The following is a 23,342-nucleotide window of genomic DNA, read 5'->3' on the forward strand; positions in this document are numbered from 1 at the left end:
TCCGGGACTCTCCTGCGTGCGGGCTGCGACGAGGTGGATCTTCGCCGATGCCACCCTCCTCCCGGGAGCCAAGGCGCGGTCGCCTCCGCCCTGCAATAGTCTGCCGGGCGCCGTAGGCATCGCGGCTTGGCCACGGAAGGTTGCCGATATCACAAGGCTCCGGCAGCGAAATCAAGGGAAATCCCGGTGTCGCAAAAAGCAATCAATACGCGGGTTTTGGGACCCATGTCGACAAGCACCCGCGATGGCGCCAGCTAGTCTTCGCACCTCTTTTTGACACAGGCGAGACAAGCGCTGCGCCCGCGTCGCGGGAAGGCGCAAGCCAAAGGACGTACCCATGAAGCATTTCAAGAAGACCCCGATCAGCAGCGGCACCACGCTGCTGTGCGCAGGTGCACTGCTGGCCATGAGCCTGGCGGCGCAGGCCCAGGAGACGCAGCAGCTGCAGCGCGTGGAGGTGACGGGCACCAACATCAAGCGCGTGGCCGCCGAGACCGCCTCGCCGGTCCAGCTGATCACGGCGATGGACATCGCCAAGTCCGGCAAGGCCACCGTGGCCGAGTACCTGCAGACCCTGGGCGTGGACGGCGCCGGCTCCCTGCCCACGGGCTTTGGCAACGGCTTCGCGGCCGGCTCCACCGCCATCTCTCTGCGCGGTCTGGGCGCCACCTCCACCCTGGTGCTGCTGAACGGCCGTCGCATGGCCGCCTTCGGCCGTGCCGATGATGGCCAGAAGACCTTCACCGACCTCTCCACCATGCCCATGGAGCTGGTCGAGCGCATCGAAATCCTGAAGGACGGCGCCTCCTCGGTCTATGGCGCCGACGCCATCGCCGGCGTGGTGAACATCATCACCCGCAAGGACTTCCAGGGCGTCACCGGCCAGGCCAGCACCGGCTTCTCGCGCTACGGCGACATGCAGCAGCACAAGGCCAGCATCACCGCCGGCTTCGGCGACCTGATGAAGGACGGCCACAACTACACCTTCAACTTCGAGGTCTCGCACTCCGAAGCGCTGGCCAACAGCGACCGCGCCTCGCGTGGCTGGATCGGCAAGGGTGACCTGCGCCCCTGGGGCTATGCGATCAACACGCAGTTCGCCTCGGGCTTCATCACGGGCAACAACAATGCGGCGGCCAGCCCGGCCGGTTCCATCCGCGACCCCAAGACCCTGGACTACGTCTCGCTGCCGGGCTGCTCCAGCCTCTCGAACGCCAGCCCGCAGGATCCCAAGGGTGGCTGCCTGTGGCACCAGGACCAGTTCCGCTCGATGCAGCCCGAGATCGACGCGGTGAACCTGTTCGCCGGCGGCACCTGGAAGATCAACGACGACCTGCAGGCCTATGCCGAGGCCGGCTACTCCAGCCGCCAGACCTCGTTCATGATGACGCCGCCCTCGATCACCCCGACCGTGGCCTTCCCGCCCAATGCGGGCAACCCGTCCGGCGTGATCAACTACGGCTCCGGCGCCGGCACCACCATCGTGCTGGCCGCCAACCACCCGCAGAACCCCTATGGCGTGCCGGTGCGCGTGCGCTACGCCGCCTTCGACGTGGGCCCGCAGGAACGCAGGGCCGACAACGGCTTCAGCCGCTTCGTGGCCGGCCTGAAGGGCAGCGCCTGGGGCTGGGACTTCGACACCGCCTTCGTGCACTCGGAAAGCCAGCTGGCCCTCGACTACAGCTCCATGCTCAACATGAACGTGCTGAAGGACGCGCTGGGCAATCCGAACAGCAAGTACTTCCCGTACTACATCGGTGCCGAGGCGAGCAAGAACCCCCAGTCGCTGTATGACGCCATGGTGCGCCACAGCACGGCCGACATTTCCACCAAGCTGGACATGATCGACATCAAGGGCTCGCGCGAGCTGATGAACCTGCCGGGCGGCGCCCTGTCCCTGGCCGTGGGCGGCGAGTACCGCCGCGAGTCGCTGGACGCGCCCTCGCTGTCCGGCACCGAGGACGGCTCGGTCAATGCCAGCTACGTCGCCGCCAAGGGCAGCAACACGGTCAAGGCCGTGTATGCCGAGCTGCTGGCGCCGGTGTTCAAGGAGCTGGAGATCTCCGCGGCCATCCGTCATGACGCCTACGACAAGTTCAGCTCCAACACCCCCAAGCTGGGCGTGAAGTGGACGCCGCTGAAGTCCCTGGCCCTGCGCGGCACCTATGCCGAGGGCTTCCGTGCGCCGGGCGCCGCCGAAGCCGGCAGCGAAAGCCAGAGCACCGGCTCCTCGGCCGTGCGTGATCCGGTGCGCTGCCCCGGCGGCACGCCGGCGGCCGGCGGTGCCACCACCGGCGACTGCCAGATCACCATTGCCGCCGTGAAGGTGGGCAATCCCAATCTGCAGCCCGAGAAGTCCAAGGGCGGCACGCTGGGCCTGGTGTGGGATCTCCCGACCAACACCAGCCTGGCCGTTGACGTCTGGCAGATCAAGCGCAGCAACGAGATCAACCCCATGGCCTATGCAGAGGCCGCCGCCCTGCCCACGGCCATCCGTGCGGACAACAACCTCGTGGTGAACGGCGTGGTGCAGCCCAACACCGGCACCCTGCTGATCTCCAAGGCCCCGTACCGCAACAGCAGCTACACCCAGGTCAAGGGCGTGGACATCGACCTGAAGCAGCGCATCGCCCTGGGTGAGGCCGGCCGCCTGACCGTCGGGATCAACTGGACCCACCTGAACACCTGGAAGCGCGTCGAGCCTGACACCGTCAACGCGGCGGGCACCGTGGTCAAGGGCGCCCAGTACGAGTACGTCGGCACCCATGGCAACTGCGACACCTCCAACTGCGCCGGCACGCCGCGCGACAAGGTCAACTTCTCGACCACCTGGGACCGCGGCGACTGGAGCGTGACCGGCAACGTCAACTACCGCTCGGCCATGGAGAACCGCTACTTCAAGGGCGACGGCTGCGCCTCCAAGCTGGCGGACGGCAGCGACGCCCCCAACGGCTGCCGCCTGCCTTCCTTCGCCACGCTGGACCTCTCGGTGCGCTACCAGGCCAGCAAGCGCCTGCAGGTCTTCGGCTCCATCCAGAACGTGACCGACCGCGTTGCGCCGCTGGATCCCCTGACCTATGGCGGCATGAGCTACAACCCGCTGGACGCCAGCGGCGCCACGGGCCGCTACTTCAAGATCGGCGCGAAGTACCAGTTCATGTAAAGCCTGTGCAGGCACCGCGAAATGCGGTGCCCCTGCAGCGCAAGGGCGGCCTCAAGGGGCCGCCCTTTTTCATTCGTCTTGCACGGGGCGGTTCGCCGGCTCACGCCGCCGGGGCGGCCATCGCCTCCCATGCGGCCCAGCCCTGCACACGCCCAGGGAATGCCACGGCGGCAAAGGGCCAGTCCTGCTGCAGCCAGCGCGCCAGGCAGGCCTGCACGGCCTCCGCATCGAGGGCCAGCCCCGCCTCGGACAGCCAGAAGAAAGCCTGCGCCTGGAACAGCCTCTTGCGCCGGTCGTCCGCCAGCCGGGACTTGATGGGCTTGAGGTAGAGGCAGCCGAGGTAGGCCGTGCCGCCCGGGTCCAGCAGGGCATAGGCAAAGGCCTCGCGGCGCTCGAACTCGCCCGCATGGCGGCTCAGGTCCGCGAGGTTCTCCTCGAAGCCGAGGTCCGCCGCGGGCCAGCCATTGTGCGGACCGAACACATGGCGGATGCGATCGGCGCTGGTGCGCACGGCGTCGAAGTCCGCCTCGGCGTGGGCCGGGGACAGCACCTGGAGCTGGAAGCCCGCCGCATGGAACTGGCGGGGCACCGAGAAGTCGTCAGGGACAAGCGCAGGCAGGGTCATGGCGGGTGCGCACCCTGGGCGTCAGGCACGGGGGCCGATCGAGGATGAGGGGCGGAGGGCCGCAGCGGCTCCGTCGGCCCCGGCCAGCCAGTCCTCGCGCCGCAGCGTCATGGCCACCATGTCCAGGCCCGGGCCGAAGCCATCGGCGAGCTGCCGCGTCACCCGGAAGCCATGCCGCGCGAAGAAGCCGGCCGTGTGCTGGCTGGTGTCGATCGCCACCTCGCTCACGCCGTGATCCACCCACAGCCGCTGCAGCCGCCAGGCTAGCAGCGCCCGTCCCAGGGATTGGCCGTGATGCGCCCGTGACACCAGCCCCCAGCTCAGCCGGCCGATGCCTTCCCGCACATAGCAGCCTCCGCAGGCCAGGACCTCGCCCTCGCGTTCGACGACGACGTAGTCCCCCGCCGGCGCCCGCAGAAAGGCCTCGAACGCCGCCAGTTCCTCAGGCGCGAAATAGCGCGGCACATTGCTGGCGAAGAGGGCCAGGCAGGCCGGGCGGTCCGCGGCCACGTAGGGTCGGACATGCAGCTGGGGCGAGGTGTCTGGTGGCATGGGGGTCCGTCCATGAAGGTCGTTCGAGCCGGGCGCGGCCTGGGCCTGGCGGGGGCCATCCGATCCCCCTTCATCAGGCGCGCGATGGTAGCAAGGCGCCGCAGGCTCAGGCACGCGGCCCCTAGCGCGGCTTGCGCGCCGTGTGGATGGCCACGATGCCCAGCGACAGGCGCTCGAAGCCGACCTCCTCGAAGCCCATCTCCTCCAGCTCGGCGGCCAGCTGCTCGGCCGAGGGGAAGCCGCGGATGCCCAGCAGCAGGTAACGGTAGGCCGAGGCATCGCCCCCGGTGGCCAGCCAGCCCAGCAGGGGCATGCACAGGGCCATGTAGGCGAGGTAGGCGCGCTGCAGCCAGGCCGGCCGCAGGGTCGAGGCTTCCAGCACGACGAGGCGCCCGCCGGGCTTCAGCACCCGCAGCGCTTCCTGCAGGGCCGCAGGGCGATCGCAGATCTTGAGGGCCAGGGAGATCGAATAGGCGTCGACGCTGGCATCGGCCATCGAAGGCATGCACTCGAGATTCAGTACCTCGAACCGCAGGCGGGCCGGGTGGCACGCCAGGCGCTGCCGGGCGCGGGCGAGCATGGCCTCGCTGATATCGGAAGCGATGACGGTTCGGCCGGCGACGCGCTCATGCGCCAGCAGGCGCAGGATGATGTCGCCGGTGCCCGTGGCGCCGTCCAGCAGCGTGGTCCAGGGCTCGTCGGCGATCACGCGGGCGACCCGGCGCTTCCACAGCCGGTGCAGGCCCAGGCTGAAGAGGTCGCAGAGCCGGTCGTAGCGGGAGGCGATGCGGCCGAAGACGTCGTCCTGCTGCCAGGAGAAGTCGGCGGCATTCCCGGGCGTGGGCGCCGGCGTCGGGGCGAGCGGGTCAAGGCCAGGCACGGGAACGTCCTGGCTTTCAGCCCGTGGCCGCCGGCCGCCGGGCCGCGGGCTTGTCGAGCCTGTTCATGCCAGCGTCGGCCCCAAGCACCGGCGTGCCTCAGCGGCGATGGGCCGCGGGCACGACGCCGGCCTGGCTCTGCGCGCCCACGGCATCCTCGATGGCCATGTGCATCTGGGCCACGGCCTCGCGCTCGCCCTTGATGGCGTAGGTGTCGTGGCCGCAGTGCGGGCAATGCGCCATGAAGGCGGCCTCGATGCCCCGGATGTCGGAGATGTCCATGGGCGTCATCTCGTTGAGCTCGGCCTGGCAGTTGTTGCAGCGGATGTACTTCGGTCGCAGCGACAACTGGCGCTCGATCGCGGCCTGCTTGCGCTGTTCGGGGGTGCCGCGGAGCTTGGCTTGTCCCATGGGGCTTCCTTCAGAGTCGTAGAGTTGTGGGGGCCGGCCCGAGGCCAGAGGGCGAAGGGCGCCCTGCGGCGCCCCTGCGTGATCCGATGTGTGCGCGGTCGCGTCAGTCAGGCGCCTCAGTCGAAGTCGCCGCCACCGCCCACGTCGATGTCGCTGCCGCCGCTGTCCCAGCTGGCGCCGGCATCACTGCCGCCGAGGTCCAGGTCGTTGGGGGAGCCGTTGTCGAAGGGGATGTAGCCGCCACCGCCGCTGCCGTCGTCCGAATGACGGCGATGCCGCTCCGAGGCCTCGGCGCTGCCGCTCATCATGGAGCCGATCGCCACGCCCACGCCCACCGCGGCGGCCGTACCCAGGGCGCCGCCCAGGCCGCCGCCCCCGTAGCCGGGCTGGCCGCCGTAGCCATAGCCCGGACCCTGTGCGCGGGCCTGCGCCTCGGCCTGCATGCGGGCCTCCTGCATGCGCAGGGCCTTGTCGCTGGGCTTCTCCTCGCCGCGGATCTCGGCGGCGATGTCGCGGGAGCGCAGGATCAGGCTCTCGGTCTCGGCAAAGTCGCGGCGCGTGGCCAGCGTGCCGATGTGGGCGCTGATGTCGGCCTGCGCCTTGCGCACGCGGTCGTAGGTGGCGAGCTTCTGCTCGGGGCTGAAGGCGGGATTGGCGTCGGCCGCGGCGACGGCATCGCCCAGGTCCTTGTGGGCTTCCATCAGGGCGCCGCGCCAGCGGTCGACATCGGCCGGGGTGTTGCCCGCCACGCTGCGGCGCAGCTTGCGCCACAGCACGAAGCCCACGCCGCCCAGCACCAGCAGCCAGAACCAGGAAATGCCGCCGGACGAGGCCTCGCGGCGCTCCTCGCGCGTCACCCCGCGCGGCACCTCGGCGGCCGGCAGGGCCGGCACGGCCGCGGGCGCGGGCTGCGGCAGGGCCTGCGGCCGGGCCTGGGCGTCCAGGCGGATGGGACCGCCCTGGGCCTGGTCGATGCGCTGGATCATGACCTTCTTGCTGGCGAAGCTCTCGCTGGGATCCAGCTCACGGGCCTTCTGCAGCTCGGCCTTGGCGGCATCGATCTGCCCCTGCTCGAACTTCACCTCGGCCAGCCAGAAATGCGCCAGCGCGTTCTCCGGATGCTTGCGCAGCACGCCGTCGAGCTTCTGCTCGGCCTGCGCCCAGCGCTGGGCGCGCATGTCGGCCGCGATGTCCTCCTTGGTCCCGGCCTGGGCCAGGCCGGCCGAACACAGCAGGACGGCCGCAAGCACCCAGGCGTGGCGACGGGATGCAGTCTTCATCATCATTCCTCCAGCAACTCGGCCCCAGGCAGCCGGATGCCGCCGCTGGGCAGAGGGCCCGATCCTAGCGCGCCCGGGCCCCCGTGCCGGAGGCCACGCGAGCTTGCGCTGGCGCAAAACCCTGCGGGCGAGAGCCCTCCACAGTGCCAGCATGGCGAAGAAGTTCCCCCTCCTGCCCGCCCAGCCACAGCGCGTCTGCTGGGGCTGCGACCTCTACTGCCCCAGCGAGAGCATGCGCTGCGGCAACGGCTCGGTGCGCACCCCGCACCCCAGCGAGCTCTTCGGCGAGGACTGGGCGCTGGGCCTGCTGCCCGAGACGCCGGCGTCGGAACCGCCGGTGCCCACGCCCGCGCCGGCCCCCGTCGACTGAGCCGGCGCTCGCGTGCCCCCGCGCCTGCACGCCCGGCCGAAGCCGCTTATGCTGCCCGGCTGATCCTCCAGCCCGGCGCCCCGCGCGCCCTGCCGCCATGTCCATCGAAGCACTCAACGCCCGCAGCCAGGGCACCCTGCCCGGCCATCTGGGCATCGTCATCACCGCGCAGCGCCCCGGCGAGATCGAGGCCGAACTGCCCATCGCCCCGCACCTGATGGCGCCCAACGGCTACCTGCATGCCGGGAGCATCCTGACGCTGGCCGATACCGCTGCCGGCTTCGGCTGCATGTCCAACCTGCCCGAAGGCGCGCAGAGCTTCACGACGCTGGAGATCAAGTCCAACCACCTGGCCACCGCCCGCGAGGGCCTGCTGCGCTGCACCGCCACCCTGGTGCACGCCGGCCGCAGCACCCAGCTGTGGGACGCCAAGGTCACGCATGCCGACACCGGCAAGACCCTGGCGCTGTTCCGCTGCACGCAGATGGTGCTGTACCCGCGGGGCTGAAGCCGCCGCGGCCCCGGTCAGAACTTACAGCCCTTGGCCCGCAGCGCGTCCAGGGCCATCGCGCCCAGGGCCAGCAGGCCGTTCTCGGCATAGGCCTTGCGGCAGTCCTCGCGCAAGGCCTTTTCCATGTCCTTCTGGAGCTTGGTCTTGAGCTCCGGCGGATTGGGCGCAATCTCCAGCAGGGCCCGCGAACGGCTGCTGGCCACCGGACCGCGCTGGGAGGTGGGCAGGTCCAGGTTCAGGCGCGGCGCGCTGGCCGGCGCCGAGGGCGCTGTGGCGACGTCGCGGCCGCGCTGGGCCCCGGCGTCCGGCGAACCTGGCTGAGGCAGCGCGGACGGGCCCTGGCCGGGATCCGCGCCGCTGAGGCTGATCTTGCCAGGCGTGGGCGCCACCTGGGCAGACGGCGCCGCCGCAGCCGAGGCATTGCCTGTCAGTGAGCGCTCGCCTGCCTGGGGCTGGGCGGCGGTGCCGGGCGTGCGCTCGGCGGACTTGGCCGTGGCGCTCGATGCCGCCGCGCTTCCCGCCGGCGTGGCGGCGGCCGCACCGCTGCCCGCCTGCTCGCTGGGCACACTCATCGGCTGGAGACCCTGCAGGCTGGACTGCGCCGCGGCGCTGGGCGTCAGCCGACCCAGGGGCTGCGGCGCGCTGATGCGGGCCGCACTGCTGGCCGCCTCGGCCGGCAGCTGGGCCACGGCATGCTCGGAGGGCGCCAGGCCGGGGCTGGCGGGCAGGTCCTGGGCGCGCGCGCCCTGCTCGGCGGCCAGCGGCGCCAGGGCGGCGGCCTGGACCTTGTCGGCAGGACGCAGGCTGTCCGCGCTGAGGCGGCCGGTCGAACGCTCCGGCATGCTCAGCGTCGGGCTGGCGGCGATCGTGGCGGGCGTACTGCTGAGCGTCCCCAGGGCCTGGGGACGCACGGCCTGTGTCAGCGGGCTGGGCTGGCTGGGACTCTGCAGGTTGCTCACGCGGGGCGCGGGCGCCTCCAGGGGCGGCAGTGCGCGAAGTTCGGTGGGGCTGGGCGCCGAGAGCCGCTCCAGGCGCTGCGGGACCTCGATGCGCGCCGGGCTCACCTGGGTGTCCAGCCGCTCCGCCGACTGCGCCGGCAGGGTGGGGCGCGCCACCGGCTGCAGGCGCTCCGGGGGGCGTGCCAGGGGCTCGACCCGGGCCGCCTGCACCTGGGCCGGCGCCGGCGGGGCGCTGTCCAGCTGGCGGGTGACGCGCGGATCGACCTCGGCAGGCGGGGTCGGCAGCTCGCTGTGCAGGGCCTCGCTGCGGGGCGGGGCGAGGGGCTGGAGGGGCTCTGCCCGGGGCCTGGCGCTGTCGGGGGTGTCCTGCAGCTGCTTGACGCTGCTGGGCTGCGGCGCCCATTCACCCTCGCGGGCGGCGCCGGGCTGGTCGGGCGGGGCCGGTTCGTCCTCGCGGCGGACCACGCCGCCGAAGCGGCGGCTGGGGGCGTCGCCCACGGGGCCGCGGTCGGTCTGGCTGTCGGGTGCGCCGCCGGGCTGGGCGGTGGCAGCGCCCTGCAGCCGCACGGTCAGCCGGCCGCCACCGGCCTGTTCGTCCTGTCGCGCATCACCCGGGGCGGTACCGACGAGCACGGCCAGCCAGACATGCAGCAGGCCTGCCAGCAGCAGGCTGCGCTTGAGCTGCTCGTCCTTGAGCTGCGGGCGCAGCTGGCGAGCCGCGGGCGGCATCAACGAGGCGGGGGCGGAAAGAGACAGGGACACGGAAATGGGCAGGGACCCGGACGGCGGCGACATGCCCGGCTTGCTGCGCAGTGTGCCGCCGCTCGCGCGGCGCGTCCATCGGGCCCCAGGCAAACCCCAGGGCCAGGGGCGGACTGCGCCCGGCCGGCGGGGTTCAGCGGTAGAAGGCCTCGACCTGGCCCTTCAGCTTGATCAGCACCGGGCGGCCGCGGCGGTCCACGGTCTTGCCGGCCGGCACCTTCACCCAGCCTTCGCTGATGCAGTACTCCTCGACATCGAAACGCTCCTTGCCGTTGAACTTGATGCCGACGTCATGCTCGAACACGGCGGCCACGAAGTGCGGGCTGGCGGGGTCGACGGACAGGTGGTCGGGCAGGGCGGGGGCGTTCTCGGCAGCGCTCATGGTGAGGAGGGGTGAGTGGTCAAAGGCGCTATTGTCCAACGTTCGTCCCCCCTTCGACCGGGGCGGCGGCCCGGACCGAACGGGGTCAGGTCTGAAGCCGGAAGGAGGGGCAGGCGCGTGCATGGCTGGCCGCCATCCCTAGACCTTGGTAGCGCCCCGCGGCATTTGGCGCTACCTTGGGGCCATCGCCCGCCAGGAGTCGCGCATGCCCAGCAGGAAGTCCGCCCCCGCCTCATCGGCCCAGGCCTCCCCCGATGCCAGCCCCTGGGACGGCGCCGTCCCCGCCGCTGCCACCGCGGTGGTCAAGCGCATCGAGGGCTTCTTCGCCCAGCCCTATGACGACAATGGCGCCCAGCCCGGCGGCACCTGGACCATCGGCTACGGCACCATCGTCGACGCCCAGGGCCACCGCGTCACGCCGCAGACACCGCCCATCACCGAGGCCGAGGCCGAGCAGCTGCTGCGCCGGGACATGGCCGGGGCCGCCCGCGATGTCCAGCTGCGGGTGCAGGTGCCGCTGCTGACCTGCGAGGCCGCGGCCCTGATCTCCTGGGTCTACAACCTGGGGGCGGGCAACCTGGCCAAGTCCACGATGCTGCTGCGCCTGAACGCGAACCGCAAATCCGAGGTGCCCGCCGAGATGCGCAAATGGATCATGCAGGAGGGCCGCCCCATGCTGGGCCTGCTGCGCCGGCGCTGGGCCGAGGCCGCCATCTTCAGCGGCATGGACGCCACCAATGCCTGCGTGCGGGCCTGGCGCGAGATCGACGACCTCTCCGACTGGCCGGCGTTCTGAGCCCGCTCAATCCCTGCCCTGCAGGCGGGCCGTGAGCGCGCCCGTCACCAGCAGGGTGGCCGCCATGGTGCCAAACAGCCACAGCGCATCCCCCCAGGGCAGCAGCGCCAGGTGCAGCAGCTGGCGCAGGGCGGGCAGCCACAGCGCCACGCCCAGCACCAGCAGGGCGGCCGCGCTCACCGCCCAGAAGGTGCGGGCGGCCGGTCCCAGCAGGGAACGCCAGCCCAGGCCCAGGCTGAGGTCCAGGCCCACCAGACCCAGATTGCCCAGGGTCAGCGCCAGCAGGGCGAGGGTGCGGGCCTGCTCGGTCGAGCGTCCGGCCTCCAGGGCCCAGGCATAGAGGCCCAGGGTCGCGAGCAGCAGGAGCGCGCCCTGCACCAGCGCCATCAGCAGCAGGCGCGGCGCCAGCAGGCCCTCGTCCCGCCGGCGCGGCGGCCGCTGCATCAGGCGCGGATGCTCGGGTGCGCCCTCGAAGGCCAGGGAGCAGATGGGGTCGATCACCATTTCCGTCAGCACCACATGCGCCGGCATCAGCAGGGGCGGCAGGCCCAGCAGCACGGGCAGCAGGGCCAGGCCCGCGATGGGCACGTGGATGGCGACGATATAGGCCATCACCCGGCGCAGGTTGTCGAAGATGCGCCGCCCCATGCGGATGCCGCCCACGATGCGGCCGAAGTCCTCGTCCAGCAGCACCAGGCCGGCCGCCTCACGGGCCACGTCGGTGCCACGCTGGCCCATGGCGATGCCCACGTGCGCCGCCTTCAGCGCCGGGGCATCGTTGACGCCGTCGCCCGTCATGGCCACGGTCTCGCCCAAGCGCTGGAAGGCCTGGACCAGGCGCAGCTTCTGCTCCGGCATGACGCGGGCGAAGACCCGCACCCGGCGCAGGGCCTGGTCCAGCGCGGCGTCATCCAGCGCGGCCATCTGCTCGCCCGTCAGCGCGCCGGCCTGCACCTCGATACCGGCCTGGCCGGCGATGGCCAGGGCGGTCGCGGCGTGGTCGCCGGTGATCATCGCCACCTGGACGCCGGCGGCCCGCGCCTGCGCGACGGCCGCGGGCACGCTGGCGCGCAACGGATCCTCGAAGCCCAGCAGGCCCTGCCATTCGAAGCGATGGTCGTGGGCCTGCGGCGGCATCGCGCCGGGCCCGACCGGCCCGGCGGCCACCGCCAGCACGCGCAGGCCGGCCTCGGCCAGGGCCTGCACTTGCGGACGCAGCTCGGCCCAGCGGGCCTCGTCCAGGTGGCAGAGATCGGCGACCGCCTCGGGCGCGCCCTTGGCGGCGATCCAGCGCTGGCCGTCGGGCGCGGTCCAGACCTGGGAGAAGGCCAGCAGCGCGGGGCTCAGCGGGTATTCGTGCAGCAGCGTCCAGTCGGGATGCAGGTGCTCGGACCCCGCCAGGCCGGCATCACCGCGCCGCAGCACGGCCTGGTCCATGGGATCGGCGCCGCCGCGGCGCGAGGCCAGCATGCCGAACTCCAGCAGGCGATGCAGCGCCTCGGGCAGGGCCGCCGCGTCGGCCGCCCCCTGCAGGCTGAGGTCCAGGCCGGGGACGCAGAGGCGGCGCAGGCTCATGCGGTTCTCGGTCAGCGTGCCGGTCTTGTCCACGCACAGCAGAGTGGCCGAGCCCAGGGCCTCGATCACCGCCGGACGCCGCGCCAGCACCTGGATGCGCGCCAGCCGCCAGGCCCCCAGGGCCAGGAAGACGGTCAGCGCCATCGGGAACTCTTCCGGCAGCAGGGCCATGCCGATGGCGATGCCCGACAGCAGGCCCTGCAGCCAGTCGCCCTCCCGCCAGCCATGCCACAGCAGGAGCAGCAGGCTGGTGCCCAGCGCGGCGCCGCCGAAGACCTGCACCACGCGGCGCAGCTGAAGCTGCAGGGGGGTGCTGCTGCTGTCGATGCCGGCCAGGGAGGCGCCGATGCGGCCGAGCTGCGTCCGCCGCCCCGTGGCGTCCACCTCCAGCAGCCCGTGGCCGGCCACGAGCAGGGTGCCGGCGTGCAGCCAGGGGCTGTCGTCGCCCCCGGGGGACGGGGCCGCGCCGCCCGCATCCGTGGCCTGCCAGGGCCTCTTGCGAACGGGCACGGACTCGCCGGTCAGCAGGGACTCGTCGGCCGACACGCCGGTGGCTTCGAGGAGCCGGCCGTCGGCCGACACGCGATCGCCCTCGCCCACGGCAAGCAGATCCCCCGGCACCAGCTCGCTGGCGGCACGCCGCTGCCAGCGCCCCTCCCGCAGCAGGCGGACCTGCGGCTGGGCCAGGGAACGCAGGGCGTCCAGGGCATGGGCGCTGCGCCGCTCCTGCAGCACCACCAGGCCCACCGTCAGCAGGGCGAAGAAGCTCAGCAGCAGGCCCTCGCCCAGGTCCCCCAGCAGCAGGTAGACGGCCGCCGCCAGCAGCAGCAGCAGGAACATGGGCTCGGTGGCCACGCTGCGCAGGGTCTGCAGCAGGCCCTGCTGCTCGCGGTCCTCGAGCACATTGGGGCCGAAACGGGCCCTGCGCTCGCGGGCCTGGGCTTCGCTGAGGCCTTGTCGGGCAGGCGTGGCGGGGGTTGGCGTCATGGCGAAACTGGCGGCGGGTGGTCGCCCGACTCTAGGGCAATCCGGCGCCCCGGCGTGTGACGCAAGGCAGGCGCTTGACATGGCTCAAGCTGCGCCCGGCACTGCGTGGCATGCTGGACTGCATCCGCCCTGCAGGCGCCCTTGGGAGAGCCCCATGCAAGACCTGACCCCCCTGCCCCGCCCCGCCGCCTCGCGCCGCCGCTCCTTGACGGCCCTGGGCCTGTCGATCGCACTAGCCCTGGCCGGCTGCGGCGTCACCGTGCAGAACCGCCTGCCCGCCGAGGCCCTGGCGCGCCAGAACAAGGCCCCCGGCACCGTCTACACCGGCTGGCGGGTCTTCCAGGACAAGTGCGCCCGCTGCCATGGCGCCGACGCCAGCGGCAGCGCCCAGGCGCCGGACCTGAGCCTGCGGGTGCGCGACATGGGCGCCCGCCGCTTCATGGCCCTGGTGCTGAGCCGCTACGACTGGGCCCTGCCCGCCGGCACCGATGCCGCCGGCCGCGAGGCCCAGCTCGAGGCCGTGCTGCAGGGCCGCCAGGGCGCGCTGACCATGCCCGCCTGGCAGGGCGAGCCGGTGGTGACCGCCCACATCGCCGACCTCTATGCCTATCTGGCCGCCCGCGCGGACGGCTCGCAGGGACCGGGTCGCCCGGCGCCCTGACCCGCCGCCCGCGTTGCGATGCCGTAACAGCCCCCCAGGCGCGACTGCGGCTATGCTGCAGTCATCACCGCGAGATGACTCCGAGGAGGAACGATGCCAGCCAAGCGTATCCTGATCGTGGATGACCAGGCGGAGACCCGGCGGCTGGTCCGCTGGGGCCTGACAGACAACGGCTTCACCCTGCACGAGGCCGCCAATGCCGCCGGTGCCCTGCAGCTGGCCCGCGCCCTGCATCCCGACCTCGTGATCCTTGACGTGGTGCTCCCCGGGGACACCGACGGCCTCGCCCTGTGCCGCCAGTTCCGCGCCGACGCCGAGCTGGCCACGCTGCGCGTGCTCATCCTCTCGGCCAATGCCGATCCCAAGGACCGGCTGGCCGCCCTGGACGCCGGCGCTGATGCCTACCTCTCCAAACCCTTCAGTCCGGTCGAGCTCGACCGGCAGGTTCAGGCCCTGCTGAGCAAGACCTGACCCCCATGCCGCGATTCACATCGCGCTGGCTGCTGCTGCGCCGTCCGGACGGCCTGGCGGCCACGGTGCTGCTGCTGGGACTGGTCATCGCCGCCTGCTCGGGCATCTGGATCGAGCAGCGCGAGACCCGCAGCGCCCAGGCGCGCTTCGAGCGACTGGCCGAAAGAGTGGAGCGCGAGGTGGCGCGGCGCCTGCAGCTGCCGGTCTATGGCATGCACGGCGCGCGCGGGCTGTTCGCGGCCACGGGGCAGGTCACCCTGCCCCAGTTCCGGGCCTATGTGGAATCGCGGCAGCTGGAGCAGGAGTTTCCCGGCATCCGGGGCTTCGGGCTGATCGAGCGCGTGCCGCATGAGGCGCTGGCGTCCTTCGTCGACGCCCGGCAGCGCGAAGGCCAGACCGATTACGCCGTGCAGGACCTCGCACCGCCCGGCAGCCCCCATTACCTGATCAAGTACCTCGAGCCGCTGGCCCCCAACCGCCTCGCCCTGGGCCTGGACCTGGCCGGGGACGCCACGCGCCGCCAGGCTGTGGAGCAGGCCATCGACACCGGCCGGCCCGTGCTCAGCGACCGGCTGGTCCTGCGCCAGGATGCCTCCCAGTCCGTGGGCTTCCTGCTGCTGGTGCCCTTCTACCGGCCAGGCAGCGACCCGCAGACCACGGAGCAGCGGCGCCGGGCCCTGATGGGCCTGCTCTTCGCTCCCCTGGTCGCGCACGAGCTGTTCGAGCAGCTGGGCTACGTCACCGACGGCCAGCTGGCGGTGTCCCTCTACGCCGGCGAACAGGCAGACGCAGCGCATCTGGTCCACCGTTCCGAGCCCGAGCTGGACGAGCAGGGCGCCGTCTTCAGGACCTGGCACACCCTCACCGTCGCCCAGCGCCGGCTCAGCGTGCAGGGCCTCAGCACGCCGGTCTTCGAGCAGTCCTCGGTGAGCATGGCCTGGACGGGCGTCGTCGTCGGGGGTGCCCTGCTGAGCGCCGCCCTCGCCTTCGCGACCTGGCTGCTGGCCTCCGCCGGCCAGCGCGCCGAAGCCCTGGCCCATGCCATGACCGCCGATCTGCAGCGCCTGGCCCTGGTCGCCCGCGGCACCTCCAATGCGGTGATCGCCACGGACGCGCAACTGCGCATCAACTGGGTCAACGAGGGCTTCACCCGCATCACCGGCTACGAGGCCGAGGAGGTCATGGGCCGCACGCCGGCCGAGGTCCTCAGCAGCGGCCTGGCCGCGCCGGAGACCCTGCACACCCTGGCGGAGGCCGCGCGCGAGGGCAAGGCCTGCCGCGTGGAAATCCTCAACCGCCGCAAGGACGGCCGGCTCAACTGGGTGGACACCGAGCTGCAGCCCGTGCGAGACGAGGACGGCACGCTGACCGGCTTCATCGAGATCGCCCTGGACATCACCGAGCGCAAGGCCGCCGCCGAACAGCTGGCGCGCGAGCAGCTGCGCCTGCAAAGCATCATCGACGGCACCGGCGCCGGCACCTGGGAGTGGGACCTCGCCCATGACACGGTGCGCTTCAACGAGGAATGGGCCCAGATGCTGGGCTACACGCTGGCCGACCTGGACCCCATCACCAAGCAGACCTGGGAGCGCCTGGCCCACCCCGAGGACCTGCGACGGGCCACGCGCGTCCTCCAGAACCACCTGCAGGGCACGACGCCGCAGTACGAGGCCGAGATGCGCCTGCGTCACCGGGACGGGCACTGGGTCTGGGTCATGACGCGCGGCAAGGTCACCGCCCGCGACGCGCAGGGGCAGCCGCAGCTGGTCGCTGGCACGCACCTGGACATCAGCGGGCGCAAGCGCGTCGAGCAGGATCTGCGCAACAACGAGGCTGTCCTTGAGCAGGCGGGCCGCATCGCGGGCCTCGGCGCCTGGCAGCTGGAGCTGAGGCCGCAGCGCCTGCACTGGAGCGCGCAGATGTTCCGGATCCATGACCTGGACCCCGCATCGCCCCAGCCCAACCCCGAGGAAGCCCTGCGCTTCTTCGACGCCGAGACCCGCGCGCAGATCAACACGGCCACGCAGGCGCTGGTGAGCGAGGGCACGCCCCAGGACCTGGAGCTGCGCCTCCTCACGGCCCGGGGGCGCGAGATCTGGGTGCGCTCCGTGACCCAGCCGGAGTTTGAAGGCGGACGCGTGGTGCGCATCGTCGGCACGCTGCAAGACATCACCGAGCGGCGGCGGCTGGAGGATTCCCTGCGCCGCAACCACGACGTGCTGCGCAGCGTGCTGGACAACCTGCCCTGCGGCCTCAGCGTATTCGATGCGGAGCTGCGCCTGGTCGCCGACAACCAGCTCTTTCGCGATCTGCTGGCCTTCCCGCCCCAGCTCTTCGAGGCCGAGCTGCGCGGCGAGCCGGTCCGGTTCGAGGAGATCATCCGCTTCAACGCCCAGCGCGGCGAATACGGCGAAAGCCAGGACCTGGAGGCCACGGTGGACGCCATCATCGAGCGGGCCCGCCAGCCGACCCTGCACCAGTTCGAGCGCACGCGGCCCGACGGCACGGTGCTGGACATCCGCGGCGCCCCCATGCCCGGCGGCGGCTTCGTCACCACCTACATCGACGTGACCCAGCAGCGCCACGCCGCCCAGGAGCTCGCCAAGGCCCTGCTGCTGCAGAAGGCCGTGATGGACGCCTCCAGCAAGGTGGCCATCATGGGCTCCAACCGCCAGCGCATCGTCAACGTCTTCAACAAGGGCGCCGAGCTCATGACCGGCTACAGCGCGGCCGAGATGATAGGCAAGGCCAGTGCCAGTGCCCTGTTCGATCCCGCGGAGCTGGAGGCCTATGGCCGCGAGGTCTCGGCACAGGTGGGCGAGCCGCTCGGCGGATTCGCCGCCCTCGTGCACCCCTCGCAGCTGGGCCGCGAGGTGGAGTGCCACTACGTGCGCAAGGACGGCAGCAGCTTCCCGGCCCTGCGCGTGGTCACCGAGATGCGCACGCCCGATGGCGAGCTCTTCGGCTACCTGGGCGTGGGCTTTGACATCAGCCGCCAGAAGCAGACCGAGGCCGAGCTGCGCGAGGCCACCGCCGCCGCCGAGGCCGCCAGCGCCGCCATGGGCCAGTTCCTGGCCAATATGAGCCACGAGATCCGCACGCCCATGAATGCGGTGCTGGGCCTGCTGCAGCTGCTGCAGCGCACGCCGCTGGACGAGCGCCAGCGCGACTACGTCAGCAAGACCGAGCGCGCCGGGCGCTCGCTGCTGGGCCTGCTCAACGACATCCTGGACTTCTCCAAGATCGAGGCCGGCAAGATGCAGGTGGACAGCCACCCCTTCTCGCCCCAGACCCTGCTGGACGACCTGCGCGTCATCCTCACCGGCAATGTGCGGCACCGGCCGCTGGCCCTGCACTTCGAGCTGGACCCGGCCCTGCCGCCGGCCCTGCTGGGCGACAGCCTGCGCCTGCAGCAGGTGCTGATCAACCTGGGCGGCAACGCGATCAAGTTCACGCCCGAGGGCCAGGTGCAGGTGAGCCTGCGTCGTGAACCGCCCCTGGCCGGGGACCCGCCGGGCAGCGTGCGAATGGAGTTCCGGGTCAGCGACAGCGGCATCGGCATCGATCCGGCGCATCAGCAGAAGATCTTCGAGGGCTTCACCCAGGCCGAGGCCTCGACCACCCGCCGCTTCGGCGGCACCGGCCTGGGCCTGTCCATCAGCCAGCGCCTGGTGCAGCTGATGGGAGGCCAGCTGCAGCTGCACAGCACCCCGGGCCAGGGCAGCGAGTTCTTCTTCAGCCTGGCCCTGCCGGAGGCCGACCCCGCCCAGCTGAGCGCGCCCGCGCACAGCGCCGCGCCGGCCGGCAGCTCGCGGCTGCAGGGACTGCGCCTGCTGGTGGTCGAGGACAACCACATCAACCAGCAGGTGGCCCGCGAGCTGCTGGAGGACGAGGGCGCCAGCATCGAGGTGGCCGGCAATGGCGCCCTGGCCCTGCAGCGCCTGGCGCAGGACGCCGCCTTCGACCTCATCCTGATGGACGTGCAGATGCCCGAAATGGACGGCTATACCGCCACGCGCGCCATCCGCGCCGACGCCCGCCTGGCCCATCTGCCTGTCATCGCCATGACCGCCAACACCATGGAGACCGATCGCGAGGCCGCGCGCGCCGCCGGCATGGACGGGCATGTAGGCAAACCCTTCGAGCTGGACGAGCTGGTGGCCGTGATCAACCGCCGCCTGGGGCGCATGCCGGCCACGGACGCCCCGGCGGCGGCCGCTCCGTCCGGCACCACCCAGGTCCCGCCGGCGCTGCAGGCCCGGGGCCTGGCGCTGGGCCTGGATCTGGCCGATGGCCTCGCCCGCCTGATGGGCCGGCCGGAGCGCTACCTGCGCATCTGCCGGGGCTTTGTGGACGATGCCGCCGCCCTGGCACCGCGCCTGCAGCCGCTGCTGGACGCCAGTCGCTGGACCGACGCGGCCGCGCTGCTGCACGGCCTGCGCGGCCTGGCCGCCACCGTGGGCGCGCGCCGCCTGGCCGATCTGGCCGCCCGCTGCGAGCAGGACTTCAAGAAGGGCGAGGCGGCACCGCCGGCCGAGCTCCAGGCCCTGCTGCAGGCGGCCACCCTGGCCGGGGAGCTGCTGCCGCTGGCGCTGGCCCTGCAGGCATCCGCAGAATCGGCCAGCGAGGCACCGGCCGCCTTCGATCCGCAGCCCTTGCGTGAGGCCCTGGCCACCCTGCGCGCTCGCCTGGCTGAATCCGATATGGCGGCATTCGACCAGCTGGAGCAGCTGCGCCCCCTGTGCGAGGCGCGGCCCGAGCTGGCCGAGCCCTTCGATGCCCTGGACCGATCCATGGCCCTCCTGGATTTCGTGAGCGCTGGCCACAGCTGCGCGCAGATGCTGGACGCCCTGCCTCATGACTGAGCGCCTCTTCGACTTCAAGCTGCCCCTGGACCGCAAGCCGCGCCTGCTGCTGGTGGACGACCTGCCGCCGAACATCCAGGCCCTGCACCAGGTCTTCGCGGCCGACTGCCAGGTGCTGATGGCCACCAGCGGCAAGCAGGCCCTGGCGCTGTGCGCTCGCCAGCAGCCCGACCTCATCCTGCTGGACCTGATGATGCCGGGCATGGACGGCTTCGAGGTCTGCCGCCGCATCAAGGCCGATCCCGCCCTGGCCGACATCCCGGTGATCTTCCTGACCGCCGACCAGGACGAGGCCACCGAGGAGCGCGGCCTGGAATGCGGTGCGGTGGACTTCGTCACCAAGCCCTTCCGGCCCTCGGTGATGCGCAGCCGGGTCAAGACCCACCTGACCCTCAAGTTCCAGAACGACCTGCTGCGCCAGCAGGCCCTGATCGACGGCCTGACCGGGCTCTACAACCGCCGCTTCTTCGACACGCGGGCCCAGGCAGAGCTGCAGCGCGCCCAGCGCAACGGCAGCAGCCTGGCCCTCCTGCTGGTCGATGTGGACTTCTTCAAGCACTACAACGACCACTACGGCCACCTGGCCGGCGATGACGCCCTGCGCGCGGTGGCCACGGCCCTGCGCAGCCAGCTGAGGCGCCCGGGCGACCTGGCCTTTCGCTACGGCGGCGAGGAGTTCGCCGTGCTGCTGGCGGAGACCGGGCTCGAAGGCGCCCGCCTGGTCGCGCAGGCGCTGGAGGGCGCGGTGCGCGCGCTGGCGATGCCGCATGCGCAGTCCGAGGCCGCGCCGGTGCTGAGCGTCAGCATAGGCGGCGTCTGCAGCACGGCAGCGCAAGACCTGACCCTGGCCGACTGGATGCTGCAGGCCGACCAGCAGCTCTACCTCGCCAAGGCCCAGGGCCGCGCGCGCGCCCTGGTCGAGCCACTGGCCGCGCCGGGCACTGGAGACGGGCGCGGGCTCAGCCCGCGGCCGGCGTCGCCAGCCGGCCGCGCAGCCAGCGCATCAGACGGCCGATGAGGGGCAGCTTCTCGTAGAGCTCCTCGGCGGCATCCCAGTAGTCGCGGTGCGCCAGCACCTGGCCCTGCGCGCCATAGCGGATGCAGCTGGCGCCGTGGATGTGCCAGGTCTTGCCCCCGGCCTCGCGGAGGAACTCGAAGTCCCAGGTGATGAAGGCCATGTCGCCCTCGGTGACGGTGTGCTGCACCGTGAAGCGCGGGGCCACGAGCACCTCGAACATGTGGCCGAAGATGCGCTGGATGGGCGCGCGGCCATGGACCTCGTTGAAGGGGTCCTTGAAGGTGGCGCCCTCGTCGTAGAGCTGCATCAGCGCCGGCAGCGTCGAGGGGCTGAGGGCCTCGTAGGCCTGCACAAGGCGGGCGGTGCGGGGGTCCAGGGACAGGGCGGACATGGGCGGACTCGTCAGTGGGGCGGTGCTGCGGTCCCGGCCTCAGGCGCCGGTGGCGCGCCGGACCGCAGCGAAGTACCAGGCATCCGGCAGGAGGCGCAGCCAGCGCATCCAGCGGGTGAAGCGCCGGGGGAAGTGGATCTCGAAGCGGCCCTGCGCCCAGCCGCGCAGCATCTCCTGCGCGGCCTCTTCGGCGCTGATCAGGGCCGGCATCTCGAAGTCATTCTGCCGCGTCAGGGGCGTGGCCACGAAACCGGGGTTGACGATGGACACACCCAGCCCGCGCGGCCGCAGGTCCAGGTGCAGGACCTCGGCCAGGTTCTGCAGCGCGGCCTTGGTGGGCCCGTAGGCCAGGGCCCTGGGCAGGCCGCGGTAGCCCGCCACGCTGCCCACGAAGCTCAGATGCCCCGCACCCGCGGCCAGCAGGGGCGGCAGGATGGCCCCCAGCAGGTGCAGGGCGCCACGGTAGTTGACGTCCAGGTGCTTCTGCAGCTCGACGGGGTCCAGCGCCGTCGCATGCTGCGGCCGGTAGTGGCCGGCGCAGTAGACCACCAGGGCCGGCGCGCCGCCCGCCCAGGCCAGCACCTGGGCCGCGGCCTGCTGCAGGGACTGCGCGTCGGTCACGTTGAGCGGCAGGGCATGGCTGCCGGGGTGCGCCGCCGCGAACTCGCGCAGGGCCCGCTCGCTGCGCGCGGACACGATCACGCGTGCGCCCTCGCGATGCAGCGCCTCGGCCAGCGCCCGGCCGATGCCCGTGGAGGCGCCCACCAGCCAGACCCACTGGCCGGCCCAGTCGCGCAGGGGCGGGTTCAGCGGCATGTCGCGGCCCCCGGCTCGTCCTTGGTGAACACCAGGGTCACGTCGCCCAGGTGCAGGCCCCACTTGCTCATGGCCGAGCGGTTGAGCACGGTGCGCTCGTCCATGCGGAACATCCAGTCGTCCAGGGCGACCTCCCAGACGCGGCCGTCCACGGGCAGGGCCAGGGTGTACTTCCACTGGAAGGCATTGCCGGCCTGCGCGCCGCGGGCCTCGCCCACGACGTCGTCCGCCTGCCCGCTGTAGCGGCCCTGGCCCAGGTGGCGCAGGCGCCAGACACGGCGCTGGGTGCTGCCGTCGCTGTAGGTGAAGTGCTCGTCCAGCGTGCCCTCCTCGCCCTGCCAGCGGCCTTCCATGCGCACGTGGAAGCGCTTGACGACGCGGCCGGCGCGGTCCGTGAACAGCCCCTGCGCCTGCAGGCAGCCCTGCAGATAGTTGCGCAGGTCCAGCGTGGGCTGCTCCTGGGCATAGTCCTGCACCTGCGGGCCGGCGCAGCCGCTGAGGGTGGCCGCCAGGACCAGCGGCGCGAAGAGGCTGAGGGTGCGCTTGAGCTTCATGTGGTCGTACTCCAGGAAGGATGGGCCCGCTCCAGCCGCCACAGCAGCGCCAGCGCAAGCCCCTTGAGCGCGCAGGGCAGGCCGGCGTAGGCCCAGGCCAGGGTGTCCAGCGCTGCGGCATCACGCGTGCCGGGGGCATAGCCCAGACTGCCCAGCGCCGGCAGCGCCAGGCCCGCGGCCAGGGCGAGGTTGAGCTTGCTGGCGCAGGTCCACCAGCCAAGGAACTGGCCTTCCCGGCCCGGGCCGTCGGGATGGCGATGGATCAGGCCGGTCAGCAGCGCGGCGGGCAGGGCCAGGTCCGCCCCCAGCGCCAGCCCGCTGGCCAGGCACACGAGCAGAAAGGCCGGCGCATCCCCTGCGGCCAGCCAGGGCGTGGCCGCGAAGCCCAGCACGCTGAGCGCCATGCCCGCACGCCAGGCCGGAGCCAGGCCCACGCGCGAGGCCAGCGCCGCCCAGGCAGGCAGGCCCAGGGCGCCGGCGGCGAAATAGGCCAGCAGCAGCGCTGGCTGCCACTCGGCGGCCATCAGACGGTCGCTGACGAAGAAGGGCAGCAGCGTGGCAGGGATCGCACTGGCGGTGCCATTGATCAGGAAGACGGCGAGCAGGTGACGGAAGTCGGCCTGCCGCCAGGGCGAGCGCGGCTTCGCGCCGTGCCGGGCCGGTGGCAAGGACGGCGGGGTCGGCGCCGCCAGCCTGTGCAGGCCCCACAGCCCCACGACCAGCGCACCCGCCAGGACCAGGCTGCTGCCGCCCGTGCCCAGCCACCAGGGCAGACCGCTGGCCACCAGCACGCCCAGCAGGGTGGCGCCCTCGCGCCAGGCGGTGACCCGCGTGCGCCAGGCCACGCTGCCGCCCCAGCGCGTGCCCCAGCCCTGGTGCAGCAGGCTCAGGGCGCTGAAGGCCAGGGTGCAGACGCTCAGGCTGGCCATCAGCCAGCCCCAGGCGCGGTGCCAGTCGCCGGCGGGCGGCTGCCACAGCGCGGCAAAGGCCAGGGCGAGCAGCAGGGCCAGCAGGGCCGCCGCACGCCAGGCGGGCCCGGCCCCTCGCTGCAGCAGGCCGTCGGCACGCCGGCCGAGCCAGGGGTCGATCACGGCATCCAGGGCCCGCAGGCCCAGCAGGGTGGCGCCCAGCACGCCCAGGGGCACACCCGCCTGCGTGGCGTAGTGATGCGGCAGGCTCACGTAAAGCGGCAGGGACACGAAGGCCAGGGGCAGGGCCAGCGCGCCGTAGGCCAGGCCCTGACGCCAGGGCAGCGACGCCACATCGGCGCCGGCGTGCCTCGGTTCGATCGAAGGGCGGGCCGTGTCCATGGGCA

General features: G+C 72.3%; 20 protein-coding genes. 8 read left to right on the plus strand and 12 right to left on the minus strand.

Going from position 1 to position 23,342, the window contains the following annotated elements; all coding sequences use genetic code 11:
• Positions 1–337: 337 nt before the first annotated feature.
• Positions 338–3,163 (plus strand): TonB-dependent receptor, encoded by a 2,826-nt coding sequence (locus O9Y01_RS12240; RefSeq protein WP_269631862.1) that lies wholly within the window; start codon positions 338–340, stop codon positions 3,161–3,163.
• 100 nt (positions 3,164–3,263) lie between these two features.
• Here the strand turns inward: O9Y01_RS12240 and O9Y01_RS12245 are convergent, their stop codons facing one another.
• The 5 genes from O9Y01_RS12245 to O9Y01_RS12265 all read right to left on the minus strand — a co-directional run bounded on the left by O9Y01_RS12245 (position 3,264) and on the right by O9Y01_RS12265 (position 6,909).
• Entirely contained in the window at positions 3,264–3,788 is a 525-nt protein-coding gene (locus O9Y01_RS12245; protein WP_269631863.1) for a hypothetical protein, read from the minus strand.
• A 21-nt stretch (positions 3,789–3,809) separates the two neighbouring features.
• Complete coding sequence (locus O9Y01_RS12250; RefSeq protein ID WP_269631864.1) at positions 3,810–4,340, minus strand: GNAT family N-acetyltransferase; 531 nt, start codon at positions 4,338–4,340, stop codon at positions 3,810–3,812.
• Between the two features lie 121 nt (positions 4,341–4,461).
• Positions 4,462–5,220 carry a ubiquinone/menaquinone biosynthesis methyltransferase gene (locus O9Y01_RS12255; protein ID WP_269631865.1) on the minus strand — a complete coding sequence of 253 codons (759 nt, stop codon included), beginning with the start codon at positions 5,218–5,220 and terminating at the stop codon, positions 4,462–4,464.
• 97 nt (positions 5,221–5,317) lie between these two features.
• Entirely contained in the window at positions 5,318–5,629 is a 312-nt protein-coding gene (locus O9Y01_RS12260) for a hypothetical protein (RefSeq protein ID WP_269631866.1), read from the minus strand.
• Between the two features lie 116 nt (positions 5,630–5,745).
• A complete protein-coding gene (locus tag O9Y01_RS12265; RefSeq protein WP_269631867.1) occupies positions 5,746–6,909 on the minus strand; it encodes a tetratricopeptide repeat protein in 1,164 nt (387 codons plus the stop codon).
• Between the two features lie 151 nt (positions 6,910–7,060).
• Between O9Y01_RS12265 and O9Y01_RS12270 the strand changes: the two genes are divergently transcribed.
• Positions 7,061–7,279, plus strand: coding sequence for a DUF3079 domain-containing protein (locus tag O9Y01_RS12270; protein WP_269631868.1), 219 nt, complete (start codon positions 7,061–7,063; stop codon positions 7,277–7,279).
• A 97-nt stretch (positions 7,280–7,376) separates the two neighbouring features.
• A complete protein-coding gene (locus O9Y01_RS12275; protein ID WP_269631869.1) occupies positions 7,377–7,787 on the plus strand; it encodes a PaaI family thioesterase in 411 nt (136 codons plus the stop codon).
• Positions 7,788–7,804: 17 nt separating this feature from the next.
• Here the strand turns inward: O9Y01_RS12275 and O9Y01_RS12280 are convergent, their stop codons facing one another.
• The gene (locus O9Y01_RS12280; RefSeq protein WP_269631870.1) at positions 7,805–9,544 is read right to left on the minus strand and encodes a hypothetical protein; all 1,740 of its coding nucleotides are present in this window, start codon (positions 9,542–9,544) and stop codon (positions 7,805–7,807) included.
• A gap of 100 nt (positions 9,545–9,644) precedes the next feature.
• On the minus strand, positions 9,645–9,893 hold the full coding sequence (locus tag O9Y01_RS12285; protein ID WP_269631871.1) for a DUF3297 family protein: 249 nt from the start codon (positions 9,891–9,893) through the stop codon (positions 9,645–9,647).
• Positions 9,894–10,098: 205 nt separating this feature from the next.
• Here O9Y01_RS12285 and O9Y01_RS12290 point away from each other — a divergent pair, with 205 nt between their 5' ends.
• Complete coding sequence (locus tag O9Y01_RS12290) at positions 10,099–10,689, plus strand: lysozyme (RefSeq protein ID WP_269631872.1); 591 nt, start codon at positions 10,099–10,101, stop codon at positions 10,687–10,689.
• A 6-nt stretch (positions 10,690–10,695) separates the two neighbouring features.
• Here the strand turns inward: O9Y01_RS12290 and O9Y01_RS12295 are convergent, their stop codons facing one another.
• Positions 10,696–13,251: a cation-translocating P-type ATPase gene (locus O9Y01_RS12295; RefSeq protein ID WP_269631873.1), complete on the minus strand. Its 2,556-nt coding sequence runs from the start codon at positions 13,249–13,251 to the stop codon at positions 10,696–10,698.
• Between the two features lie 154 nt (positions 13,252–13,405).
• Between O9Y01_RS12295 and O9Y01_RS12300 the strand changes: the two genes are divergently transcribed.
• The 4 genes from O9Y01_RS12300 to O9Y01_RS12315 all read left to right on the plus strand — a co-directional run bounded on the left by O9Y01_RS12300 (position 13,406) and on the right by O9Y01_RS12315 (position 20,266).
• Positions 13,406–13,912, plus strand: a complete 507-nt coding sequence (locus tag O9Y01_RS12300) for a c-type cytochrome (protein WP_269631874.1) — start codon at positions 13,406–13,408, stop codon at positions 13,910–13,912.
• A 93-nt stretch (positions 13,913–14,005) separates the two neighbouring features.
• The gene (locus O9Y01_RS12305; RefSeq protein ID WP_269631875.1) at positions 14,006–14,383 is read left to right on the plus strand and encodes a response regulator; all 378 of its coding nucleotides are present in this window, start codon (positions 14,006–14,008) and stop codon (positions 14,381–14,383) included.
• A gap of 5 nt (positions 14,384–14,388) precedes the next feature.
• Entirely contained in the window at positions 14,389–19,248 is a 4,860-nt protein-coding gene (locus tag O9Y01_RS12310) for a PAS domain S-box protein (RefSeq protein WP_269631876.1), read from the plus strand.
• Complete coding sequence (locus tag O9Y01_RS12315) at positions 19,241–20,266, plus strand: diguanylate cyclase (protein WP_269631877.1); 1,026 nt, start codon at positions 19,241–19,243, stop codon at positions 20,264–20,266. Before O9Y01_RS12310 ends, O9Y01_RS12315 begins: the two co-directional genes overlap by 8 nt.
• Here the strand turns inward: O9Y01_RS12315 and O9Y01_RS12320 are convergent.
• Genes O9Y01_RS12320 through O9Y01_RS12335 form a run of 4 tightly spaced genes read right to left on the minus strand, consistent with a single transcriptional unit; the run spans position 20,208 to position 23,337 of the window.
• Entirely contained in the window at positions 20,208–20,657 is a 450-nt protein-coding gene (locus O9Y01_RS12320; protein ID WP_269631878.1) for a nuclear transport factor 2 family protein, read from the minus strand. The genes O9Y01_RS12315 and O9Y01_RS12320 overlap by 59 nt on opposite strands.
• Before the next feature lie 39 nt (positions 20,658–20,696).
• Entirely contained in the window at positions 20,697–21,473 is a 777-nt protein-coding gene (locus O9Y01_RS12325; RefSeq protein WP_269631879.1) for an SDR family NAD(P)-dependent oxidoreductase, read from the minus strand.
• Positions 21,464–22,027, minus strand: coding sequence for a DUF3833 domain-containing protein (locus O9Y01_RS12330; protein WP_269631880.1), 564 nt, complete (start codon positions 22,025–22,027; stop codon positions 21,464–21,466). Before O9Y01_RS12330 ends, O9Y01_RS12325 begins: the two co-directional genes overlap by 10 nt.
• The gene (locus tag O9Y01_RS12335) at positions 22,024–23,337 is read right to left on the minus strand and encodes an MFS transporter (RefSeq protein WP_269631881.1); all 1,314 of its coding nucleotides are present in this window, start codon (positions 23,335–23,337) and stop codon (positions 22,024–22,026) included. The genes O9Y01_RS12330 and O9Y01_RS12335 overlap by 4 nt, the downstream gene beginning before the upstream one ends.
• Positions 23,338–23,342 lie beyond the last annotated feature (5 nt).

The sequence above is a fragment of the Pelomonas sp. BJYL3 genome (assembly GCF_027257975.1).
Lineage (GTDB): Bacteria > Pseudomonadota > Gammaproteobacteria > Burkholderiales > Burkholderiaceae_C > Roseateles_B > Roseateles_B flavus.